Raw genomic sequence first — 19,363 nt, 5'->3', positions numbered from 1 at the left:
GTGTTGCCGCAGGCTCGGGAGAAGGGCGCGCCGACGCGGAGCTTTTGCCCCTCCGCCGGCGCGCCTGACGAGCCCTTGAGCTTGCGCCAACCCCTCTAAACCTCCTGCAGCAGATGGGCCTTCCCGGCAGGCCTCTGGCACATATCCATGGCCATTTCGCTTTCACGAGTGCGGCGAAACGCTACAAATGTCATCGATGCCACGCCGCCGGCCCGCATTGGCGGGCGACGACATGGCAGCGGTGGAGCGCCTCAGCCGACCTGTTTGGCGGCCCCATCAATCACATCGGCGATCGCCTTGGGCTGGGTGATGAAGAGCGAATGGCTGGCCGGGACTTCGGTGACTTTCGCGTTGATGCGCTTGGCCATCGCCTGCAGCATGCGCGCGTCGAAGGCCTTGTCGGCGGTGCCGATCACGGCCCAGCTCGGCTTGGTGCGCCATGCGGCATGCTGAAGCTTGGTGCCGAATGCCGACATATTGATCGCGACCTGCGAGTCCCGCATGAAGGCGGCATCGGCGTCATTCACGTCGGCGGCAAAGCCGGCCTTGAAATTTTCTGCCTTCACGAACCCAAAGCCATCGCTGCGGGTGTCCAGAACGAATTCCGGCGGCGTCTTGTACCCATCATATTGCTGGGCCGTGGTTTCGCCCGCGTCCGGCGATAGCGCGGACACATAGACAAGGCCGGCAACCTTCGGATCGACGCCCGCTTCGGTGATGACGGTGCCGCCCCAGCTGTGGCCGACCAGGATGGCAGGCCCATCCTGCTGATCCAGCGCGCGCTTGGTCGCGGCGACATCGTCCGCCAGCGAAGTGAGCGGATTTTGCACGACGGTCACCTTATACCCGCGCTTGGTCAATTCATTATAGACGCCGCGCCAGCCCGATCCGTCGGCGAACGCGCCGTGCACCAGCACGACATTCTTGACGCCCTTCGCCTGGGCATTCTGCTTAAGTGCCTGGGCATGCACATTGCTACCGGCGATGCCGGCGACCATGGCGGCGGCGGCGAGAAGCGTTCGGGCAGTGGACATCATAGCAAGTCTCCTTCTGGAACGGGATGGACGAGGCGGCACGTCACCGCGCAGGGCGACGTCATCGTGATGCGGCGGGCGATCGCGATTCTGCAATATCGCCGCATTCTTCCAGTGCAGCGAGCGCCAGAGATGCGGATAGTGTGACAGCATGCTATGAAATATTACTGGATCCGATGCGCCATCGCCGTCTGCGCCGCGAGAGCAAGTATATTGCAGTATCAATAATCATTCGAGGTCACGATGATCAAGGTCGTCGTGGCAAACAGCACTCATCTTTTACGAATTCACTGAATAAATGTAAGCAAAACATACAATAGCGCATCGCGTGAGATCGATCAGTGAAGCGATCTTAACCTGTTGTCTTTGCGGGCAAAGCGCGATGGCGATGTGTCATGGCGTCGCAGAACAAGACTTGCTGCCAGGCCGATCAGTCCGACCGCAATGACGATCAATCCAGGCGCGGCCGGCCATCCGCTTGTCCCAATCAGCGCGTTGGCGGCAAGCGGCCCCAGTCCGCTCAACAGCGTGAAGCTGATGTTGAGCGACAGGGCGACGCCGCTGAACCGTAGCCTGGCCGGGAACAGGCCGGCGAGCAGATAGGCAAAGCTGCCATTCGCGCCTGCCGCGGCAAGCGCGAACAGGGGCAAGACGAGCAGAAGGTTCGCATCGCCGCGCGCGAGCAAAGCATAGGCGATCGGTGCCGCGACGACCAGCAGCGCGGAGGAGATCATCAGCAGACGGCGCGCCGGCACCCGATCCGCCCACCAGGAGGCGGCTAGCAGGGATATGGACATCACGAGCAAAGCCACGTTCATCGCGCGGGCAACGTCCTGCTGCGGATAGGCCAGAACCTGACCCAGATAGGCCGGCATGTGCGCGAACAGCAGACCGTTGAACCCGGCGGTCGGGGCCACCACGGCGCAACCTAGCACGATGTCGCGCCATTGCGAGCGGAGTACTTCCACAACCGGCCGGCGGGCCGCGGCATGACGAATATTCAGGAATTCGATCGTCTCCTCCAGGCTGCGGCGCAGGAAGATACTCGCGAAGCCCATCACCCCGCCGACGACGAAGGCATAGCGCCAACCATATTCGAGCATCGCTGCAGGCCCCAACCAGGCGCTGAGCAGAAGATTGACGAAGGCTGCGAGCAGGACGCCGCTATTGACTAGGGCAAACACCACGCCGCAGGCGAAACCGGGCCGTGCGCCGCTGCTTTCGACGACGAAGGTGATCGCGCCAGGCAGTTCACCGCCGACGCACAGCCCTTGCGTAAACCGCAGCAGCACCAGCAGGGCGGTGGCGGTGATACCCCATGAGCCATAGGTCGGGATCGCGCCGATCCCGAGCGTGCACAGCGACATGACGGTGATCGTCAGGATGAAGACGGTCTTTCGCCCATAGCGATCGCCGAAATGGCTCGAGATCATCCCCCCGATCGGGCGGGCCAGATACCCAATCGCGAACACGGCAAAGGCCAGCGTCAACGCCAGCGGATCCCCTTTCGGAAAGAATGCGGCCGCCATCGATTGGGCGAAGATGCCGTAAATCACGAAGTCATAATATTCGAGCGCACCACCGAGCGCTGCGAGCACGATCATCCGCCGCTGAAGGGATGCATCCGGCAGGCGCGCAATCTTGCTGCTCATCGCGCCGCAACTTTGGGCGCGAGATGTACCATCGGCACAATAACCGCGTTGGTCCGCGTCCTACGGCTCCGCAAAGCGGCGCTGTTCAAGCAAGTCGAAGTCATTGAACGTCGTTCCAGACAATCAGGGATGAAGCATCCGCCGGGCCGTGGCGCTGTGCGATGCGTCCCGAAGACCATTTCGGTGAACCAGGAAATCACCAATTTCCAAACTGTGTCGATTGTAGCCATCTATCCCGCATCCGCCGGCTGCCGCGGCCGCATCTGCGCCGCGCGACCGTACTTCATGATCCACCATTCCCGGTCGCAGGTTTGTTGCGTTTGAGTAACAGATTTGCGGCATCGGTGTTGCAACGCAAAATGGACCTTTTGTTATATTGTTGGTCCACGCCTTCGAGAACAGCCTGCCGGTTCATCAACAAGGGGGTGAACATGATCGTCGGCAAGTTTTTCCGCTATGGTATCTCGGCATCGGCACTAATCGCGGCGTGCGGGCAGGGCGCATTCGCCCAGTCGGTGACCCCGGAGGCAGGCGCGCCTGGTGCAGATACGGGCGAGGAGATCGTCGTCACCGGATCGCGCATTCGCAGTAATCCGCTGGAGCAGAGCTCACCCGTCGTTACGGTCGATCAGACCTCGCTGCAACGAACCGGCCTGTCCGCGCTGGCCGACGTGCTGCAGCGGCTGCCCAGCGCCAGCGGCGGCCTGAACAGCAAGGTCAACAATAGCGGCAATATCGGCAATCCGCCCGACGGCGGCGGCGTGGGCGCCGGCTCCGCTGAGATCGACCTGCGGTATCTTCGTGCCAAGCGCACGTTGGTGCTGGTCGATGGCATGCGCTACGTCAACGGCACCTCCGGCAGCGGCATACCGTCGACGGTCGATCTCAACACGATCCCGGTCAACATGATCGATCGGGTGGAGGTGCTGCAATCGGGCCAGTCACCGCTTTATGGATCGGACGCGCTGGCCGGCGTCGTGAACGTCATCACGAAGGCATCGCAGGAAGGTTTGCAGGTATCCGGGCAATTCGGCACGTTCCGCCAGGGCGATGGCCATACCCAGGATTATCAGGCCAGCTACGGCATTAACGGGCCGACGACGCACGTCGTGATCGGCGCAAATTACGTGAAGCAGGAAGCGGTCCGCACCCGCGATCGCAAGATCTCGCAATTTCCCAATCCGGGCCAGACCAGCTGTACCGATCCCGTCGGCGGCTGTTCGGGCTCGACGGTCAATGGCTATTATGCCGTGCTGGGCCTGCCCACGCTGACGGTGAAGACCAACCCCATTACGGGCCGCCCTCGTTTCGACCCCGCCGATCCGACCGGGCCCAATAGCGACTACCGCGCGCTGACGACCGCAGATCGCTTCAACTTCGCGCCCTATAATTACTTCCTGACGCCGTCCGAGCGTTATGGCTTCTTCGGTAGCTTCAAGCAGGAGATTACGTCCGACATCAATCTGCGCCTCAAAGCGAATTACACGCACCGCAAATCGCAAAATCAGGCAGCTTTCCTGCCGCTCGTCGTCGGGCCGGACGCCGGCAATGGCAATTTGCTCGATACGATTTCGATCGATGGGACGAACCCGTATAATCCGTTTGGTGTAACCCTGTCGGCGGGTGGAGCCGGTAACCCGCCCGCCAATTATTCGACCGTCCGGCGCCGCCTGGTCGAGGCCGGCCAGCGCACCTACACCCAGCGGGTCAACACCTTCTCCATGACGGGAACGCTGGATGGCTCCTTCCTGATCGGAAGCCATAAATTCTACTGGGATGTGAATGCGGTCGTCGGCATCAATGACGCCAAGCAGAGCTTCACCGGCAATATCAATGCCGCCAAACTTGCCCAGGCGCTCGGCCCGGTTTCGGCCTGTACCGGTGGCTGCGTTCCCTTCAATCTGTTCGGTGGGCTCGGCTCGGTCACCCCGGCGATGCTCGACTTCATTGGTTTCACGGAACGGGATCAGAGCTCGCAGCGGCTTAACGATTACACCGCCAACTTGACGGGCGATCTGTTCGATCTGCCGGCCGGCCCGGTTGGCATCGCGATCGGCTATGAGCATCGGTATCAGAAGGGAAGTTACACGCCGGATGCGATTATCGTCGCGGGCCTGGGGGCAGATATTCCGTCGGAAGCGGCTGCAGGCCATTATCATTCGGATGAATTTTACGGCGAAGTTCGCGTCCCGCTGATCCACGACACGCCGCTTATCCAGTCGCTCGAATTTGACGGCGCCGTGCGCCATTCGCGTTATTCGACCAGTGGCAACAATACGACGTTCACCGCGAGCGGTTTGTGGAAGCCGGTCAACGATCTTCTGTTCCGCGCCTCCTATGCGGAAGGCTTCCGGGCGCCGAGCATCGGGGAATTGTTCGGAGGGGCATCGCGTTCGGATGCCGCGATCAACGATCCCTGCACCAATGTGGCTGGGTCCCCATATCAATCCTCCGCCACCGTCCGAGCGAACTGCACCGCAAATGGCGTACCGGCCAATGGCAGCTATCAGGAGCCACGGGGCGGGCAGCTGGGTGTGTTAACCAGCGGTAATGAAGCGCTGCGTCCGGAAACGTCCCGTACATGGCTGTTCGGGGGCGTCTATTCTCCTGCTTGGGCGCGGAGTGGGGGATTTGCCCGCAATCTCAGCCTGGAGGTCAATTATTACGACGTGAAAGTTTCCGACGCGATTGCGCCGGTTGACGCGCAGCTGACGCTCAGCCGTTGCGCCGAAGAGGGCGATGCGCTGAGCTGCGCCGCGATTACGCGCACGCCCAACGGACTGATTTCCCGCATCAATGCGCAACTGCAGAATATTGGCGGTATCCGTACCAAAGGGTTCGACGTCACGTTCAACTATCAGGCACCAACGACGTCGATCGGCAATTTCGGGCTGTCGGCCAATGCCAATTTCCTGACGAAATATGCCGAAACCTTCCCGTCGGCCGACGGCTTCGTCACCACCAAATATCAAGGCACCACGCGCGGCTTCCCCGATCAATCCTATCCCAAGTTCAAGGGCAATGCGGTGCTCGACTGGCAGCTGGGCGATGTCGGCGCGTCGTTTACGGGGCGCTACATCAAGGCTGTGCGAGAGGCCGATGGCAGCCGCTTGGGCAACACTTTCTATGGCGATGTGCAGGTGACGTTGGTTCCCGCCTTCGTTTCGGACCGTCTGGTCCTGACGGTTGGCGTGAACAACGTGTTCAATCAGGATCCGCCGGCCTGCAGCAGCTGCACCGGGCCGAACTATGATCCGACGACCTATGACGTGCCCGGCCAGTTCGGGTACGTTCGCTTGTCGTTCAAGCTGTAAGTCCGGACGAAATGCCATTCGCCCCGGCAGTGCGCTGCCGGGGCGATTTGGCGCATCGCTCAACATTCCCACGCAACTCGCCGTTCCTGACGCCATCCTGTCATGGAGCGCGACCATGGCCTCCGCTTCACGCCGGGGGACCCCACTTCATGACCGATTTTTGCCGCAGCGCTTTTCGCCTGCTGCCGTTGCTGCTGATCGCCACGCCCGCCTTCGCCGACGCGCCTACCACTGCGACACCGGAGCAGGGGGACGACACGATCATCGTGACCGGCACCCGTCAGCAGGCCCAGACAAAATATGAGGCGCTTTCGCCGATCGATGTTTTCACGGGCGCGACGGTTCGTTCAACGGTTTCCAGCAGCCTGGATTCCACGCTTGCGCAATTGGTCCCGACATTCAACGTGAAGCGTCTGCCTGCCGCGGACGGGCCGCAATTCGTGCGCCCGGCGACGTTGGACGGACTGTCGCCGGATATGACGCTGGTGATGGTGAACGGCAAACGCTTCCACCGATCCGCCTTTCTCAACAGTGGCGGCGCGCAGGCGGCCGATCTGGCACAGATCCCCAATTACGATATCGGGCGGGTCGAAGTGCTGCGCGATGGCGCCTCGGCGCAATATGGATCCGACGCGATTGCGGGCGTGATCAACATCATCCTCGACGATAAGCCGGGCTACGCGGCGTACGCCCAGGAATCGCAATATTATAAGGGCGACGGTCGGCAATGGCAGACCGGCGCGAGGGCGGGGTTCGCTTTGCCCGATGGCGGCCACCTTGTCCTCACCGGCGAATATAGCGATGCCCATGCGACGTCACGGACGCGCCAGCGCCCCGACGCGATCGCCTTCCAGGCCGCAAATCCCACGATCGCGGTGCCCGATCCGGTTCAACATTGGGGCAATCCCGAGTTCAAGGCGCTGAAGTTCGCGCTGGACGCCGCCAAGCCGCTGGGGGGCGGGGTGGAGGCCTACGCCTTCGGTACGTTCGCCAACACCCGCGGCATCAGCGACATCAACTGGCGCAACCCATCCGCCAACCCCAATATCTTCGGCCAGACGGCAATTTTCCCGGGCTTCGATCTCAAGGCTATCTATCCGGCCGGCTTCACCCCGCGCGAAGGCATTCGCGCCAATGACGGTCAGGCCGCGATCGGGCTGCGCAGCACCGGCACCAGCGCATTCACGTGGGACCTCAGCGGATCCTACGGCACCAATGACAGCCGGTTCGTGCTGAAGAATTCGATCAACGCCTCGCTGGGGCCGAACAGCCCATTCGATTTCAACCTGGGCCATCAGATCCAGCGCGAATTCAACCTAAACGCAGACGCTGTCTACCGGCTCGATCTCCCCTTTCTCGCCAAGCCGCTGAACATCGCCTTTGGTGCCGAACGACGGGCTGAAACCTATAAGGTGAAGGCGGGCGATCCCGCATCCTATCAGGTCGGGCCGGGGGCGGCCGCGGGGCTTGCCGCGCAATCGAACGGCTTCCCGGGCTTCGGCCCGCAGCAGGCGGGCAAATGGCGGCAGACCGATTATGCCGGCTATGTCGACCTGCAGGCCGCGCTGACGGAGCGCTGGACAATCGGCGCCGCGATCCGCGACGAACATTACAATACGTTCGGCAACACGTTCAATTACAAGCTATCCACCCGCCTGGAGCTCACGCCCGGTATCGCCGTGCGGGGTGCCTATTCGACCGGCTTCAAGGCGCCGAGTCCGGGGCAGCTGAACGCGACCAGCATCAGCCAGGGCCTCGATACGCGCACTTTGCAGTTATTCACGACCGGGCGGCTCTCGCCATTGAACCCGGTCGCCGAATTCTTCGGCGCCAAGCCGCTCAAGCCGGAGGAATCGCGCACGCTGACGGGCGGGCTCGTCTGGCGCACCAATTCCGGCTTCAGCGGATCGGTCGACGCCTATCGGATCAAGGTCGAGAAGCGCTTCAGCACGTCGGCGACGTTCACCGTGACCCCTGCGATCCGTGCACAGCTGGTCGCGCTCGGCGTTTCGGGCGCGAATGACTTCACCAACGTCAATTTCTTCACCAATGATTTCGACACGCGGACCCAAGGGATCGACTTCGTCGTCTCCTATGCGCATCGGGTGGGCCCCGGGCGGCTGAACGCCACCGCAGCTTATTCCTATACCGACACGAAAGTGTTGTCCGGTTCGCTCGCATCCGCAGCCAATCTAACGCAGCGCACGATCTTCGAAGAGGGCATTCCCAAGCACAATGCGACCGGCACGGTGACCTATGAAGTCGGCCCGGTGACCCTGCTTGGACGGATGCGCTATTATGGGCCGTGGACCGACTCCAGTGGTAATGCGAGCGGGGACATCTTCCAGAAGTTTGGCGGCGTCGCCTTTTTCGATGCCTCGGTCGCCTACGCGTTCGGCAGCAAGCTCACGCTGCGTATCGGTGCGGAGAATATCTTTGGCACCTATCCCGACAAGGCTATTTTCCAGGCCAGCCGGGGCCTCGTCTATTCGCGTAATTCGCCGTACGACACCAATGGCGGCAATTATTATGCGCGGCTGGAATTCCGTTACTGAGGGGCGCCGCCATGGCTGATGATCTTTCACGCCGCGGATTTCTCGGGACGGTCGCTGCCGTGCCCGCGGGGCTTGCGCTGGTCGCGAACGCCCAGGCGGCATCCCCGGACGACGCGCACTATTGGGGGCGGGTTAAGGACCTGTTCGACGCGCCGCCTGCGGATGTCATCCAACTGGAAAACGGGCATTTCGGGGCCATGGCACGGTCGGTGCGGATCGCCTATGCGGCGCATGTCGAGCGGGTGAATCGGGAGACGACACTTTATACGCGCGGCGCGATCGGACAGGATCTTCGCGCCGTCCGCCTGAAGGTAGCGACCTTGCTGGGTGTCGATCCCGCGGAGATCGCCTTCACCCGCGGCGGCACGGAATCGATGCAGACACTGATCCTGGGCTATAACCGGCTGCGTCCGGGCGATGCCGTTCTGTATGCCGATCTCGATTATGACAGTATGCAAACGGCGATGGAATCGCTCGCGCGCCGGCGCGGTGTGCGCGTGGTCAAGATCGCGCTGCCGGAGCCGGCCAGCCGCGATGCGATCATCGATGCCTATGCCCAGGCACTGACAGCCAATCCCGATGTTCGCATGGTGCTGCTGACCCATCTGAGCCATCGCACCGGCCTGATCCCGCCGGTGGCGGACATCACCGCGCTCGCTCGCGAGCATAAGGCGGACGTCCTGCTGGATTGCGGGCACGCGCTGGGCCAGACCGCATTCTCGCTGCGCGGGATGGGCGTCGATTTTGCCGGCCTTAATCTGCACAAATGGATCGGATCGCCGCTGGGCGTCGGTGTCGTCTACATTCGCCGCGACCGGATCGGCGATATCGACGTCTCTCCCCTGGAGGCGCCCAGCGATGCGATCGACGCGCGTATTCACACCGGCACCGTCAATTTTGCGGCGTTGCTGGCCGTATCGGATGCGATCGACGTGCACGACGCGATCGGCGTCGCCAACAAGGCGGCACGGCTGCGTTACCTCCGCGATCGCTGGGCTAAGGCGCTGCGCGGCAGGCCCGGTATCGAGATACTCACCCCCGACGATCCTGCCATGCATGCTGGCATAACCTCGTTCCGGCTGACCGGCGTCACGACCATGGCCGCGAACGCCGCGCTCCGGAAAACATTGTTCGATCGTTGGAAGATCTTCACGATCGAACGCGACGGGCCCCGCCGTGGCGCCTGCGTGCGCGTCGCCCCTTCCTTCATCAACACGCCCGATCATATCGATCGCCTGATCGTTGCCGTCGATGCGTTGCGCACGTCACAACGGGCCTGATTCATCACGGGCCTGCCGCGCTGATCATGAGGCCTGACATGATATCCCGATTGCTGGATTCGCTTGGCCTGCCCTGGCAGGAGCCACGGGGGCAGGTGGAGGCGCGGATCGGTATCTCGCACGATCCCTTCTTCACGCGTCCGGCAATATTCTTCCCCGATGCAATACGACCGCCCGGATTTCTGCAGCCCTGGCGGGCCGATATTTTCGAACGCTTTGCGCCCGAAATGCCGATCGTGCGCTTTACCGGTCTCGCCTGGTTTGCCGACGACGCGCGCACCAATCTGCAGAAGATCGCAAATCATTTTGCCGTGCAGCTTGGCCCCGCGCCAGTCCGGGAGGAGCACGGCATGGTGCGGTCCGTGTGGCAGTCAGGGCCTGCTTCGCTGGAGCTGCAAGCCTGGCTGCCAACGGAGATGTCGCGACATAACGTGAATCCGGCGCAGGATCGCGAACCGCGGCTAAAGACGGCGAGTTATGTGACGCTGTTGACCGGGTTTCGCCGGCGGCTGAGCGACGAGGAGGCTGGCTGGGTCGCCAACTTTCAACCGATAGCCGCAGCGCGTCCGTCGGTTCCGCTGCCTGCAGGCAGCCTGTATGATCAGGCGCCTGGCGAGACCGACGTGGAATATGCGCGCGATCCCACGGACTATCTGCCGCGCATCGAAAACAAGGTCGGGATAGCGGCCGAGGGTGCCGCGCTGATCCTGTGCACGCACCAGCTGTTCGTGGTCCCGGCGCGCGACGTGCTGGGGTTCGAAGTGCGGCGGGTGCGGCCAGCCAAAGGGGCGGGCGGGTCGACGTTGCTCGCACGCTGCCGGACAAATTGTCCGGGCATCGCGTTCAAGACGCTATATGTCGCCGAGCATTGCGATCCGGATGGCATGACGAGGCTCGGGCGGGAATTCTCGCATCTGTTCGATACGACGTGCGACGTCCGCCCCTATGTCGAGGCGACGTGACCGCGCCGCTGCGTTACAGCGGCGGCAAGCCGGGCTCTCCCGGTCGCCTGGAGGCGGTTTGCCGGCGCGATCGTCAGTAAAACTATGAAATTCATATCCGGCGTCCGATCCGCCTAGCTCGCAATCAAATGCGCATCCCAACTAACAGGCGGTCAGCTCAGACCGCTGCTGCGACGCGCGCCCCCGCGCCGCCGCATAGGTCCGGAGCTCGAATTTGAGCGGCATGCCGCTTGTACGATGTTCCTCCTGCGAACACCCTGGCCGGCGAAGAGATTCGCCGGCCTTTTTTGCTGCTCGCAGGCTCTGTCGGCCTGACCGGATGTGAGTTTCGCGAGTATCAGGCTTGCTGTCGCGGGTTCCGGACAGGCCAGCCGGCTGCCGAGGAAAAACCCTACAGCGACACGCCGCTATAGCCGCCGGAGCCCATGCGGGGCGTCGTCGCATCGAATGGGTCACCGTCAGCCGCGTTCGCCCGGCGCGCCCGTCACGCAAACTGCGCGCGTATCACGTCTCGATGCATAGGGTTTGGGCGGGATAATCGAAGCGGATCCTGCCCGACTTCCAAAGTGGAACGCCCAACGATCCGTCGATCAGGCCCGTTTCGAACGCCGCCACGCCGGATGACAGCGCCACCTCCAGTCCGCTGATCCTTTGTCCGCCGAGACGAAATTCGGCGATCCGGGCGAGGCCGCCTTGCACCTGCCCGCCTATCCCATGTCCGATTGGCTGTATCTTGCCCGACGCGATCAAGGCCTTGCCCATCTCGCTCCGGGCAAACGGCCCTCCGATCATCACCGCGCGGTGCCGCGTACCGAGATCCACGACGAGCTTCAGCCGGACGGGTTGCGACGTTGCCGTCGGTCGGATTTCGACGTCGACCACAGGGACGTCGTAAACGATTGTCAGCGGGATCGGGTTTGCGCACTTTCCCATGCTGCCGGTCGGACCGAAGGTGACGCGCTGTCGCCTGTAATCGACCTGCACCGCACCATATTTGAAAGCGGGCGCACCGATCAGGACATCGACAGGAAAGCCGGCCGATGTCGAGAGCTGCTGAAGGTCCGACGATTGTCCCGGCAAGTTCGCAAAGCGAAGCGGACCCACGCTCAAGGAGGCGACATGCACGGGCCGCAGCTGCTGCGCCTGCGGACCCGCGCCGGCGGCGTCACCGGTCGACTGGCCCTCGTTCAGACCGAGCGCGGTCGCCTTACGGCGATCGATGATCAAGGCGGATGCGCCGCTGTCGAGGACGGCCGACTGCGTCCGACCGTTCAGGCTTGCATCCATCACGACCAGATTGTCGCGTAGCGCGAATGGGATAGTCGTCGGCTTGGATGAGGCGAGCGTGGGCCGGTCGCTCGAGCCGGCAATCGGTGCCTCTGCGTCCTGGCCCGGAGCGCTCTGGGCGAACGTCGCTTGGGCGACGCCGCAGCCCATCAGTGCCGTTGCGAAGAGAAGGGAAACTTTCATCGGTGCGGGTTTCAATTCATCATCCTTCCGGGGCTCGCCGCGCATTCTGCGCGTCGCCGCGCGCCCGATGTGCGAGAGGATCCGCGCGCCCTTTGGCGCCGACGTCCTCCACGAACATGCCGTGCGTGGCCCTCAAAGTCGCAACAGCGACGGCGGTCAGGTAGAGCCATGTTCGGGCATTCTGTGTCGCAGCGCCCGCAACGCCGGATCAGCACCGACCGCCTCTTCAGGGCGATGCGATCCGGGCTGCCGGTGACGGCGCTCTAAATCAGACGGGTAGCTGTGGGGATTGCGAGCACCCAGCAGGTTGGGTGACGGGACCACGTAACGGCGGACGGAGGCTGCGCAGCGAAGAAAGGTGCGCGACTGTTACGTCGCTTCATCGCGCCGCCATGACGTCCGCCGTTGGCGCGGAGTTGTCGCGGGACAGGGGTTAGGGAGTACCAAGGGCCGCACGCACGGCGTCAGGCGTGATCGGAATATGCCGCATGCGCGCACCCACGGCGGCGAAGATGGCGTTGCCGATCGCAGGCGCGACCACCGTTGTCGCAGGTTCGCCCAGTCCGACAGGTGCCTCCCCGCTCTCGACGAAGGCGATATCGAGCTCCGGCACGTCGCTGATGCGCAGCGGCATATAGCTATTCAGATTGGTGTCCCGGACCTGGCCGTTCACGAATTCCGTTCCCTCGTGCAGCGCCATGCTGAGTCCCCACAGCGCCGCGCCCTGGGTTTGCGCGAGCGCCCCGTCGGGATCGACGATCGTCCCGGCATCCGTCACCAGCGTCAGCTTCTCGACCCGGACGATCCCGCTCTTCCGATCGACGTGGACGCGCGCGACACACGCGACCCAGGTTGGCATGTCGCGCTCCTGGCCGAAGCTGGTGGCGATGCCCATCCCGGTGTCCGGCGGCAGCGTCGCGCCCCAGCCGGCCTGCGCGGCGGCGCGGCGCACCACCTCGGCCTGGCGCAGCGCGCCGCCAACGGCGTTGGGGGCGGAGCCGGCATTGCGGCCCGTGCCCGTCAGCAATTTCAGCCGGAAGGCGACCGGATCCACTTTTGCGTGGCGTGCCGCCTCGTCGATGAAGCTCTCCAGCGCCCAGTTGGTCCAGCCCGGCCCAACCGAGCGGAGCCAACCGGGGCGGAAGGTGTCGTTGGCGAGATCGTTGGCGACCGCGCGCACCTTCTGATGGCCGACGTCATACCAGTGATCGGCCCCCGAAATCGCGAACGGATCATATTGGCCGCCCTTCTTGGTCTTGGCGAGCAGCGTTGGTCCGGCGATGACCTGGGTCGGCCAGCCGGCGCAGGCATGATGCTCCATCGACTGGATTTGGCCGCTGCCATCAAAGGCCATGCGCAGACGCTGTACGGAGGGCGAGCGCACCGAATCAAAGCGCGCGTCGTCCTCGCGCGTGAGCACCATCTTGACCGGCTTGCCGAGCGCCTTGGCCGCAAGCGCCGCCGGCACCAGATAGTCGCCGTTGAGCCGCCGTCCGAAGCCGCCGCCCAGCATGTAGGAGCGCAGCACGATCCGCGCCTCCGGCATGCCGAGCGCCTTTGCCAGCGTCGGCAGGATCAGGCTCTGCCATTGGTTCCCGGCATGGATCTCCATCACGCCGTCCTTCTCGAACGCGAGCGCATTGACCGGCTCGAGCTGGAAGTGGAGCACGGTGGCGGTGGAGTAGAAACGCTCGATGGTCGTCGCCTTGGCATTGGCGAAGTTCGGCGTCGTGTCGTCGTCGCCGATGTCGAGCTGGACCCCGCCGCTGGCGGCCTTTACCAGGCCGATAGCATGGTCCTGCAGATTTTTTTCGGAGACGGTCGCGCCGATGCCGCCGGACCATGTCACCTCCAGGGCGTCGGTGGCGCGGATCGCGGCATAATAGCTCGAGGCGATCACCATCACCCAGCCGGGCACGGTGCCTGAAGGATCGTCGAGGATCAGGTAGCGGAGGTAGCCGCGCACTTTCTTCGCGGCGCTGTCATCGACTGAGACGACCTTGGATCCGTTGCGCGTCGGCGGCAGCTTGGGACGGGCATGGACCATACCGGGCACCTTGGCGTCGATCCCATAGATCGCCGTGCCATTGGTCTTGGCATCGACGTCCAGTGCGGGCGTGGGCCGGCCGATGAGGCGACGCTTCGCCACCGGCTTGATGGGCAGCTTGGCCATCTCGTCAGCCGAGAAGCTGCGAGCGACGCCGCCGCGTTTGACAATATCCCCGTAGGCGATCGAGCGTCCGCCGGCATGGATGGCGCCCTCGCGCGCGGTGCACGCGCTCGCTCCGACACCGAGTAATTTCGCCCCCGCCTCGATCAGCGCCATGCGCCCGGCCGCGCCGGCGCGGCTGAACACGGGAAAGGTCTGCCATACCGACCAACTGCCGCCGGTGACCATCAGGCCCCATTTGGCATCGCTATCGACATGGACGATCCGGACCTTGCTCCAGTCGGCTTCCAGTTCGTCGGCGAGGATCCTGGCCAGCGCCGTGCCGACATGCTGGCCCATCTCCGCGCGGATGATGTTCACGGTGATCGTCCCGTCGGCGTCGATCGCAAACCACAGGTTGGGTTCGAATAGCGCGCCTGCCGGGGCGGCCGGAACGCCACCCGGCACAGCCGGATCCATCGCCGCCTCTACCATGCGCGCAAAGCCGAACATGGCCGCGGTGCCGACCGTCGCGACCAGGAAGTTTCGGCGTGACAACAGCTGTGCGCGCCCGGCTGCCGTGTCGAAGCGGCTCACGCTTTGGCTCCCGAGGGCATCGCCGCGGCGGCGCGCTTGATCGCATCGCGGATGCGGACGTAGGTCATGCAGCGGCACAGGCTGCCGTCCATCACCGCGTCGATAGTCTCGTCGTTCGGTTGCGGAAAATCCGTGAGCAGCGCAACCGCCTGCATGATCTGGCCCGATTGGCAGTAGCCGCATTGCGGCACCTGCAGCGCGCGCCACGCCTGCTGGACCGGGTGCGCGCCGGCCGGATCGAGCCCTTCGATCGTCGTGACTGCCGCACCCGCGACCGACCCCACCGGCGTGATACAGGACCGGGTGGCGCGTCCGCCGACATGGACGGTGCAGGCGCCGCACATGCCGATGCCGCAGCCGAACTTGGTTCCGGTCAGTCCGATATCCTCGCGGATCACCCATAGCAGCGGCGTGTCGTCCTCTGCGTCGACCGTGACGGCGCGACCGTTGATGGTGAAACTGGTCATGGCGTCATTCCCCCGTCCGTCCTTGCGCGCGGATCGCCGCCACCTTGGTCGCCAGATCTGGCCAGGCCGGCTTGGCCGTGCGGGTGGCCCGCAGATAGGCTGCGATCCGCGCCACATCGGCGTCGGTAAAACCGCGTCCGAAAGCGGGCATCACCACCCCCGGCGCGCCGTCCTTGGCCGAGATGCCATATAGGATGACTTGGATCAGGTTGGTCGGGTCATCGAGATTGACGGCGCTGTTGAGCGCAAGATCGGGCCGTAACGGGTTGGGTTCGCCGGGCCCGTTATAATGGCAGGAGGCGCAAGCGGCGGTGTAAAGTCGCGCTGCCGGCGCATATTGCAGACCGACCCCGATCCTGTCGGACGACCGCGCATGTGCCAGTGCAGCGGCCGTTCCGCCGGCGCGCGTCTTGGCGTCCCCGACATCGGCAAAGTAGGCAGCCAGCGCCTGGATGTCGGCTGCGGGCAGGGCCGCCAGGCCGCGCGTCACCTGGCCCATCGGCCCAGCCGCCGTGCCATGATAGCGGCTGATACCGGTCGAGAGATAGGTGGCGAGTTCCACCTGGTCCCACGGGACGGGTGAGGGATTGGCCTTGGTCAACGGCGGCGCAACCCAATTGTCGATCGCCGCGCCGGCATACATTTGTCCGCTCTTTTCGGCCCCGAGCGCACCGCGCGGCGTGTGGCATGCGCCGCAGTGGCTCAGCCCCTGCGCCAGATAGGCGCCGCGATTCCACTCGGCGCTTTTGGCGGGGTCGGGCCGATAGCGGCCGGGATGGAAGAACAACAATTTCCATCCGGCCTGCAGCGCACGGATGTTAAGCGGGAAGGGGATCGTGTTGCGATGAGCGGGGGCGCTGACCGCCGGCTGGGTCATCAAAAAGGCATAGAGGGCCGCAACGTCGTCGTCGGTTAACTTGGTGAAATGATCGTAAGGGAATGCCGGCAGCAGATGCGCGCCGTCGCGGCGCACCCCTTCGTGCATGGCGCGCTTGAACGCGGCCTCGGACCAGGTGCCGATGCCGGTATCGGCATCGGGTGTGATGTTGGTTGAATAAATGGTGCCGAATTGCGTCGCCATTGCGTAGCCGCCCGCGAAGGCTTTCCCGCCCTTGGCGGTGTGACAGCTGGCGCAATATCCTGCGCTGGCCAGCACAGCGCCGCGCGCGACCTGCTCGGGCGCGAACGACGTCGGTGCCGGCACCGCGATCGGGATGAACGCAGGCCGCCACGCGAAGATAGTGAAGCCGATTAGGCCGACGACCAGGAGAGCGGCGACGCCGATGAGGAGGCGCTTCACGTCATATTCCCCAACTGCCGACCATATCCGCCTCCAAGCCCGCATGATCCGCCGCAGGTAAATTCGGGTGCGAAGATGGCCATAGCGACGCGCCGGCCACAAACATATGTTTCGTTAATGTGACTGGGGTCGAGATGGGCATGGTCGGGCACAATCGCGCCACACGGTGAGCCCCATCAGCGACTTCGGCGGCCGTCTGAACCAATTCGCTTCCCCCGACGCGACTCTGTCGTCTTCCCCGCTACGCTTCCGGAGCCCCATCGAACGACATTCGAATAATCATACCATCATCCCGTTAGCCTGCAAAATGGGGAAACGGAGGCGGCCACAAGTTCGTTTCGGTCCAACTTCGGTTGTGACACCCTCTCTACGCAAGCCTGTAGCGGCGAACTTTGCCGAAGCTTCGCATCTGAGCGTCGAAATGTCCGGCTTATAAAAAGCGCTGGAGCGAAGGACGCTATTGGCGGCACGAAACGTCCGTCAACAGGGTCGTTAGCTGCATATTTCAGGAGACGATGCCCCAGGGCGAACGGCTTAAAATGCCATTCACGGGACAATAAAGCCTTCCCGGAAGGCGAATGGTGCCCAGAAGAGGACTCGAACCTCCACGCCCTTGCGAGCGCCAGCACCTGAAGCTGGTGCGTCTACCAATTCCGCCATCTGGGCACGGGGTAGGGGGCGCGCTTTAGGGGGCTGCCTCGCGCCTTGTCAACGGCGTTCGGGCTAATTGATCCAGGAAATGCGCGATCTCCCGCGGATGCTTGCATGGGCGGGAGTGTGGGGGCATGGGCAGCGCGGCATTTCCTTAAGGACTGGATCGATGGACGAGCTGGTAACGCTGTTTGGCGGCGGAGGATTTCTCGGCCGCTACGTCGCGCAGGAGCTACTGCGCAGCGGCGCGCGCGTGCGCATTGCGGAGCGCAATCCGCTCGACACCTATTTTTTGAAGCCGCTGGCCGCCCTGGGGCAGGCGCAGTCGCTGACCGCGGACATTACCAGGCCGGACAGCCTCGCGCGGGCCGTGCAGGGCGCTGACGTCGTCATCAACCTGGTCGGCATCCTCAAGGGCAAGTTCGAGGCCGTCCATGTGGATGGAGCGAAAAATGCGGCATCCGCTGCCGCCGCTGCCGGCGCACGGCGGTTCATCCAGCTGTCCGCTATCGGCGCCGATCCCGCCGCTGCATCGGCCTATGGAAGCAGCAAGGGCCGCGGTGAGCAGGCGGTACGCGCGGCGTTTCCCGATGCGCACATCATCCGTCCGTCGATCCTGTTCGGCGCGGAGGATCAGTTCGTAAACAAATTCGCCGGCATGATGGCGATGGCGCCGGTCCTGCCGGTCGTTCGCCCGGAGGCGAAGTTTCAGCCGGCTTGGGTGGTCGATGTCGCCCGTGCCATCGCGAAGGTGGCCCTGTCGCCCGATCCCGCGCCAGCGTTGCTGGAGCTTGGCGGGCCGCAGATTCTGTCGATGCTGGATCTGCATAAGTGGATCGGCGAGGCAATCGGCCGGACGCCCGCCTTGGTGTCGCTGCCGGACGGTCTGTCCGCCGGGATCGCCCGGTTCGGCTGGCTCCCCGGTGCACCGATTACGTGGGATCAATGGCTGATGCTCCAGCAGGATAACGTCGTCTCGCCCGGAGCGGCCGGCTTTGGCGATATCGGGATCGAGCCGACTCCGATGGCCGCCGTGACCCCACAGTGGCTGGTGCGCTACCGCCGCCAGGGTCGCTTCAGCCTCAACGCAGCGGCCTGACCCGGTATGAATATCGTCACGCCGGTCCTGCTCGGTATCGTCGAGGGGCTTACCGAATTCCTTCCCGTGTCGTCGACGGGGCATCTCATCCTTGCCACCAAGTTGCTCGGCTATGATGCGGCGCGGTGGGAGGTGTTCAACATCGTGATCCAGCTGGGCGCGATTCTGGCGGTGCTGGTTCTGTACTGGCGCACCTTCTGGGCCGTAGCGGCCGGCCTGGTGCGGCGGGATCCGACGTCGTGGCGTTTCCTGCGCAACCTGGTCGTCGCGTTTCTTCCGGCCGGCGTGATCGGCTTGGCGTTCCACAAGAAGATCGAATCCCTGCTCGACAATGCGCAGGTCGTCGCGGTGGCCCTGATCGTCGGCGGCATCGCGATCCTCATTGTCGAACGGCTCGCGAAGCGGCAGGTCGTGGCGGGGGTCGCGGACGTGCCGCTCCCGACCGTCGTTGGCATCGGGTTCATCCAGTGTCTCGCAATGATCCCGGGCGTCAGCCGGTCGGGTGCAACGATCATGGGCGCGCTGAGCCTCGGCGTAGAGCGTCGGACGGCCGCGGAGTTCAGCTTCTTCCTCGCCATCCCGACCATGCTGGGTGCCAGTTTCATCGAACTCTACAAGAACCGGCATGACTTTGGCGGCCCGGGTGCCGTGGACCTGCCTACGATCGGGATTGGCTTCCTGGTTTCGTTCGTCGTGGCGGTCGTCGTCATCCGCGCTTTCGTGTCGATCGTGACCAAGCATGGTTTTGCGCCCTTTGCCTGGTATCGAATCGTCGCAGGTGCCGCCGCGCTGGTTTGGCTCAATAGCTTGTAGGTCCGGATCGGAACAAATCG

12 protein-coding genes and 1 tRNA gene are annotated in these 19,363 nt (G+C 63.8%); 6 read left to right on the top strand and 7 right to left on the bottom strand.

The window, feature by feature from the left end; all coding sequences use genetic code 11:
* Nucleotides 1–251: 251 nt before the first annotated feature.
* The gene (locus ACSBM8_RS14040) at nucleotides 252–1,037 is read right to left on the bottom strand and encodes an alpha/beta fold hydrolase (protein ID WP_442678620.1); all 786 of its coding nucleotides are present in this window, start codon (nucleotides 1,035–1,037) and stop codon (nucleotides 252–254) included.
* Nucleotides 1,038–1,372: 335 nt separating this feature from the next.
* A complete protein-coding gene (locus ACSBM8_RS14035; protein ID WP_442678619.1) occupies nucleotides 1,373–2,686 on the bottom strand; it encodes an MFS transporter in 1,314 nt (437 codons plus the stop codon).
* Nucleotides 2,687–3,117: 431 nt separating this feature from the next.
* Between ACSBM8_RS14035 and ACSBM8_RS14030 the strand changes: the two genes are divergently transcribed.
* The 4 genes from ACSBM8_RS14030 to ACSBM8_RS14015 all read left to right on the top strand — a co-directional run bounded on the left by ACSBM8_RS14030 (nucleotide 3,118) and on the right by ACSBM8_RS14015 (nucleotide 10,797).
* Nucleotides 3,118–6,000 carry a TonB-dependent receptor plug domain-containing protein gene (locus tag ACSBM8_RS14030; protein ID WP_442678618.1) on the top strand — a complete coding sequence of 961 codons (2,883 nt, stop codon included), beginning with the start codon at nucleotides 3,118–3,120 and terminating at the stop codon, nucleotides 5,998–6,000.
* A gap of 149 nt (nucleotides 6,001–6,149) precedes the next feature.
* Complete coding sequence (locus tag ACSBM8_RS14025) at nucleotides 6,150–8,555, top strand: TonB-dependent receptor plug domain-containing protein (RefSeq protein WP_442678617.1); 2,406 nt, start codon at nucleotides 6,150–6,152, stop codon at nucleotides 8,553–8,555.
* A gap of 11 nt (nucleotides 8,556–8,566) precedes the next feature.
* Nucleotides 8,567–9,835 carry an aminotransferase class V-fold PLP-dependent enzyme gene (locus tag ACSBM8_RS14020; RefSeq protein ID WP_442678616.1) on the top strand — a complete coding sequence of 423 codons (1,269 nt, stop codon included), beginning with the start codon at nucleotides 8,567–8,569 and terminating at the stop codon, nucleotides 9,833–9,835.
* Nucleotides 9,836–9,873: 38 nt separating this feature from the next.
* Nucleotides 9,874–10,797 carry a hypothetical protein gene (locus ACSBM8_RS14015; RefSeq protein ID WP_442678615.1) on the top strand — a complete coding sequence of 308 codons (924 nt, stop codon included), beginning with the start codon at nucleotides 9,874–9,876 and terminating at the stop codon, nucleotides 10,795–10,797.
* 504 nt (nucleotides 10,798–11,301) lie between these two features.
* Here the strand turns inward: ACSBM8_RS14015 and ACSBM8_RS14010 are convergent.
* The 5 genes from ACSBM8_RS14010 to ACSBM8_RS13990 form a co-directional block, all read right to left on the bottom strand.
* Nucleotides 11,302–12,267, bottom strand: coding sequence for an aspartyl protease family protein (locus tag ACSBM8_RS14010; RefSeq protein ID WP_442678614.1), 966 nt, complete (start codon nucleotides 12,265–12,267; stop codon nucleotides 11,302–11,304).
* Nucleotides 12,268–12,700: 433 nt separating this feature from the next.
* A complete protein-coding gene (locus ACSBM8_RS14005) occupies nucleotides 12,701–15,013 on the bottom strand; it encodes a molybdopterin cofactor-binding domain-containing protein (RefSeq protein ID WP_442678613.1) in 2,313 nt (770 codons plus the stop codon).
* Nucleotides 15,010–15,480: a (2Fe-2S)-binding protein gene (locus ACSBM8_RS14000; protein WP_442678612.1), complete on the bottom strand. Its 471-nt coding sequence runs from the start codon at nucleotides 15,478–15,480 to the stop codon at nucleotides 15,010–15,012. Before ACSBM8_RS14000 ends, ACSBM8_RS14005 begins: the two co-directional genes overlap by 4 nt.
* A 4-nt stretch (nucleotides 15,481–15,484) precedes the next feature.
* Nucleotides 15,485–16,780: a cytochrome c gene (locus tag ACSBM8_RS13995; protein ID WP_442678611.1), complete on the bottom strand. Its 1,296-nt coding sequence runs from the start codon at nucleotides 16,778–16,780 to the stop codon at nucleotides 15,485–15,487.
* Between the two features lie 579 nt (nucleotides 16,781–17,359).
* Nucleotides 17,360–17,446 (bottom strand) — tRNA-Leu (locus ACSBM8_RS13990).
* Nucleotides 17,447–17,600: 154 nt separating this feature from the next.
* Here ACSBM8_RS13990 and ACSBM8_RS13985 point away from each other — a divergent pair.
* Together ACSBM8_RS13985 and ACSBM8_RS13980 are read left to right on the top strand one after the other, a co-directional pair.
* Nucleotides 17,601–18,530, top strand: coding sequence for a complex I NDUFA9 subunit family protein (locus tag ACSBM8_RS13985; RefSeq protein WP_442678610.1), 930 nt, complete (start codon nucleotides 17,601–17,603; stop codon nucleotides 18,528–18,530).
* A 6-nt stretch (nucleotides 18,531–18,536) separates the two neighbouring features.
* Nucleotides 18,537–19,343, top strand: a complete 807-nt coding sequence (locus tag ACSBM8_RS13980) for an undecaprenyl-diphosphate phosphatase (protein ID WP_442678609.1) — start codon at nucleotides 18,537–18,539, stop codon at nucleotides 19,341–19,343.
* Nucleotides 19,344–19,363: the final 20 nt, after the last annotated feature.

Source organism: Sphingomonas sp. ASY06-1R (genome assembly GCF_052180265.1).
Taxonomy (GTDB): domain Bacteria; phylum Pseudomonadota; class Alphaproteobacteria; order Sphingomonadales; family Sphingomonadaceae; genus Sphingomonas_I.
This window is presented reverse-complemented; position numbering and strand designations above follow the sequence as displayed.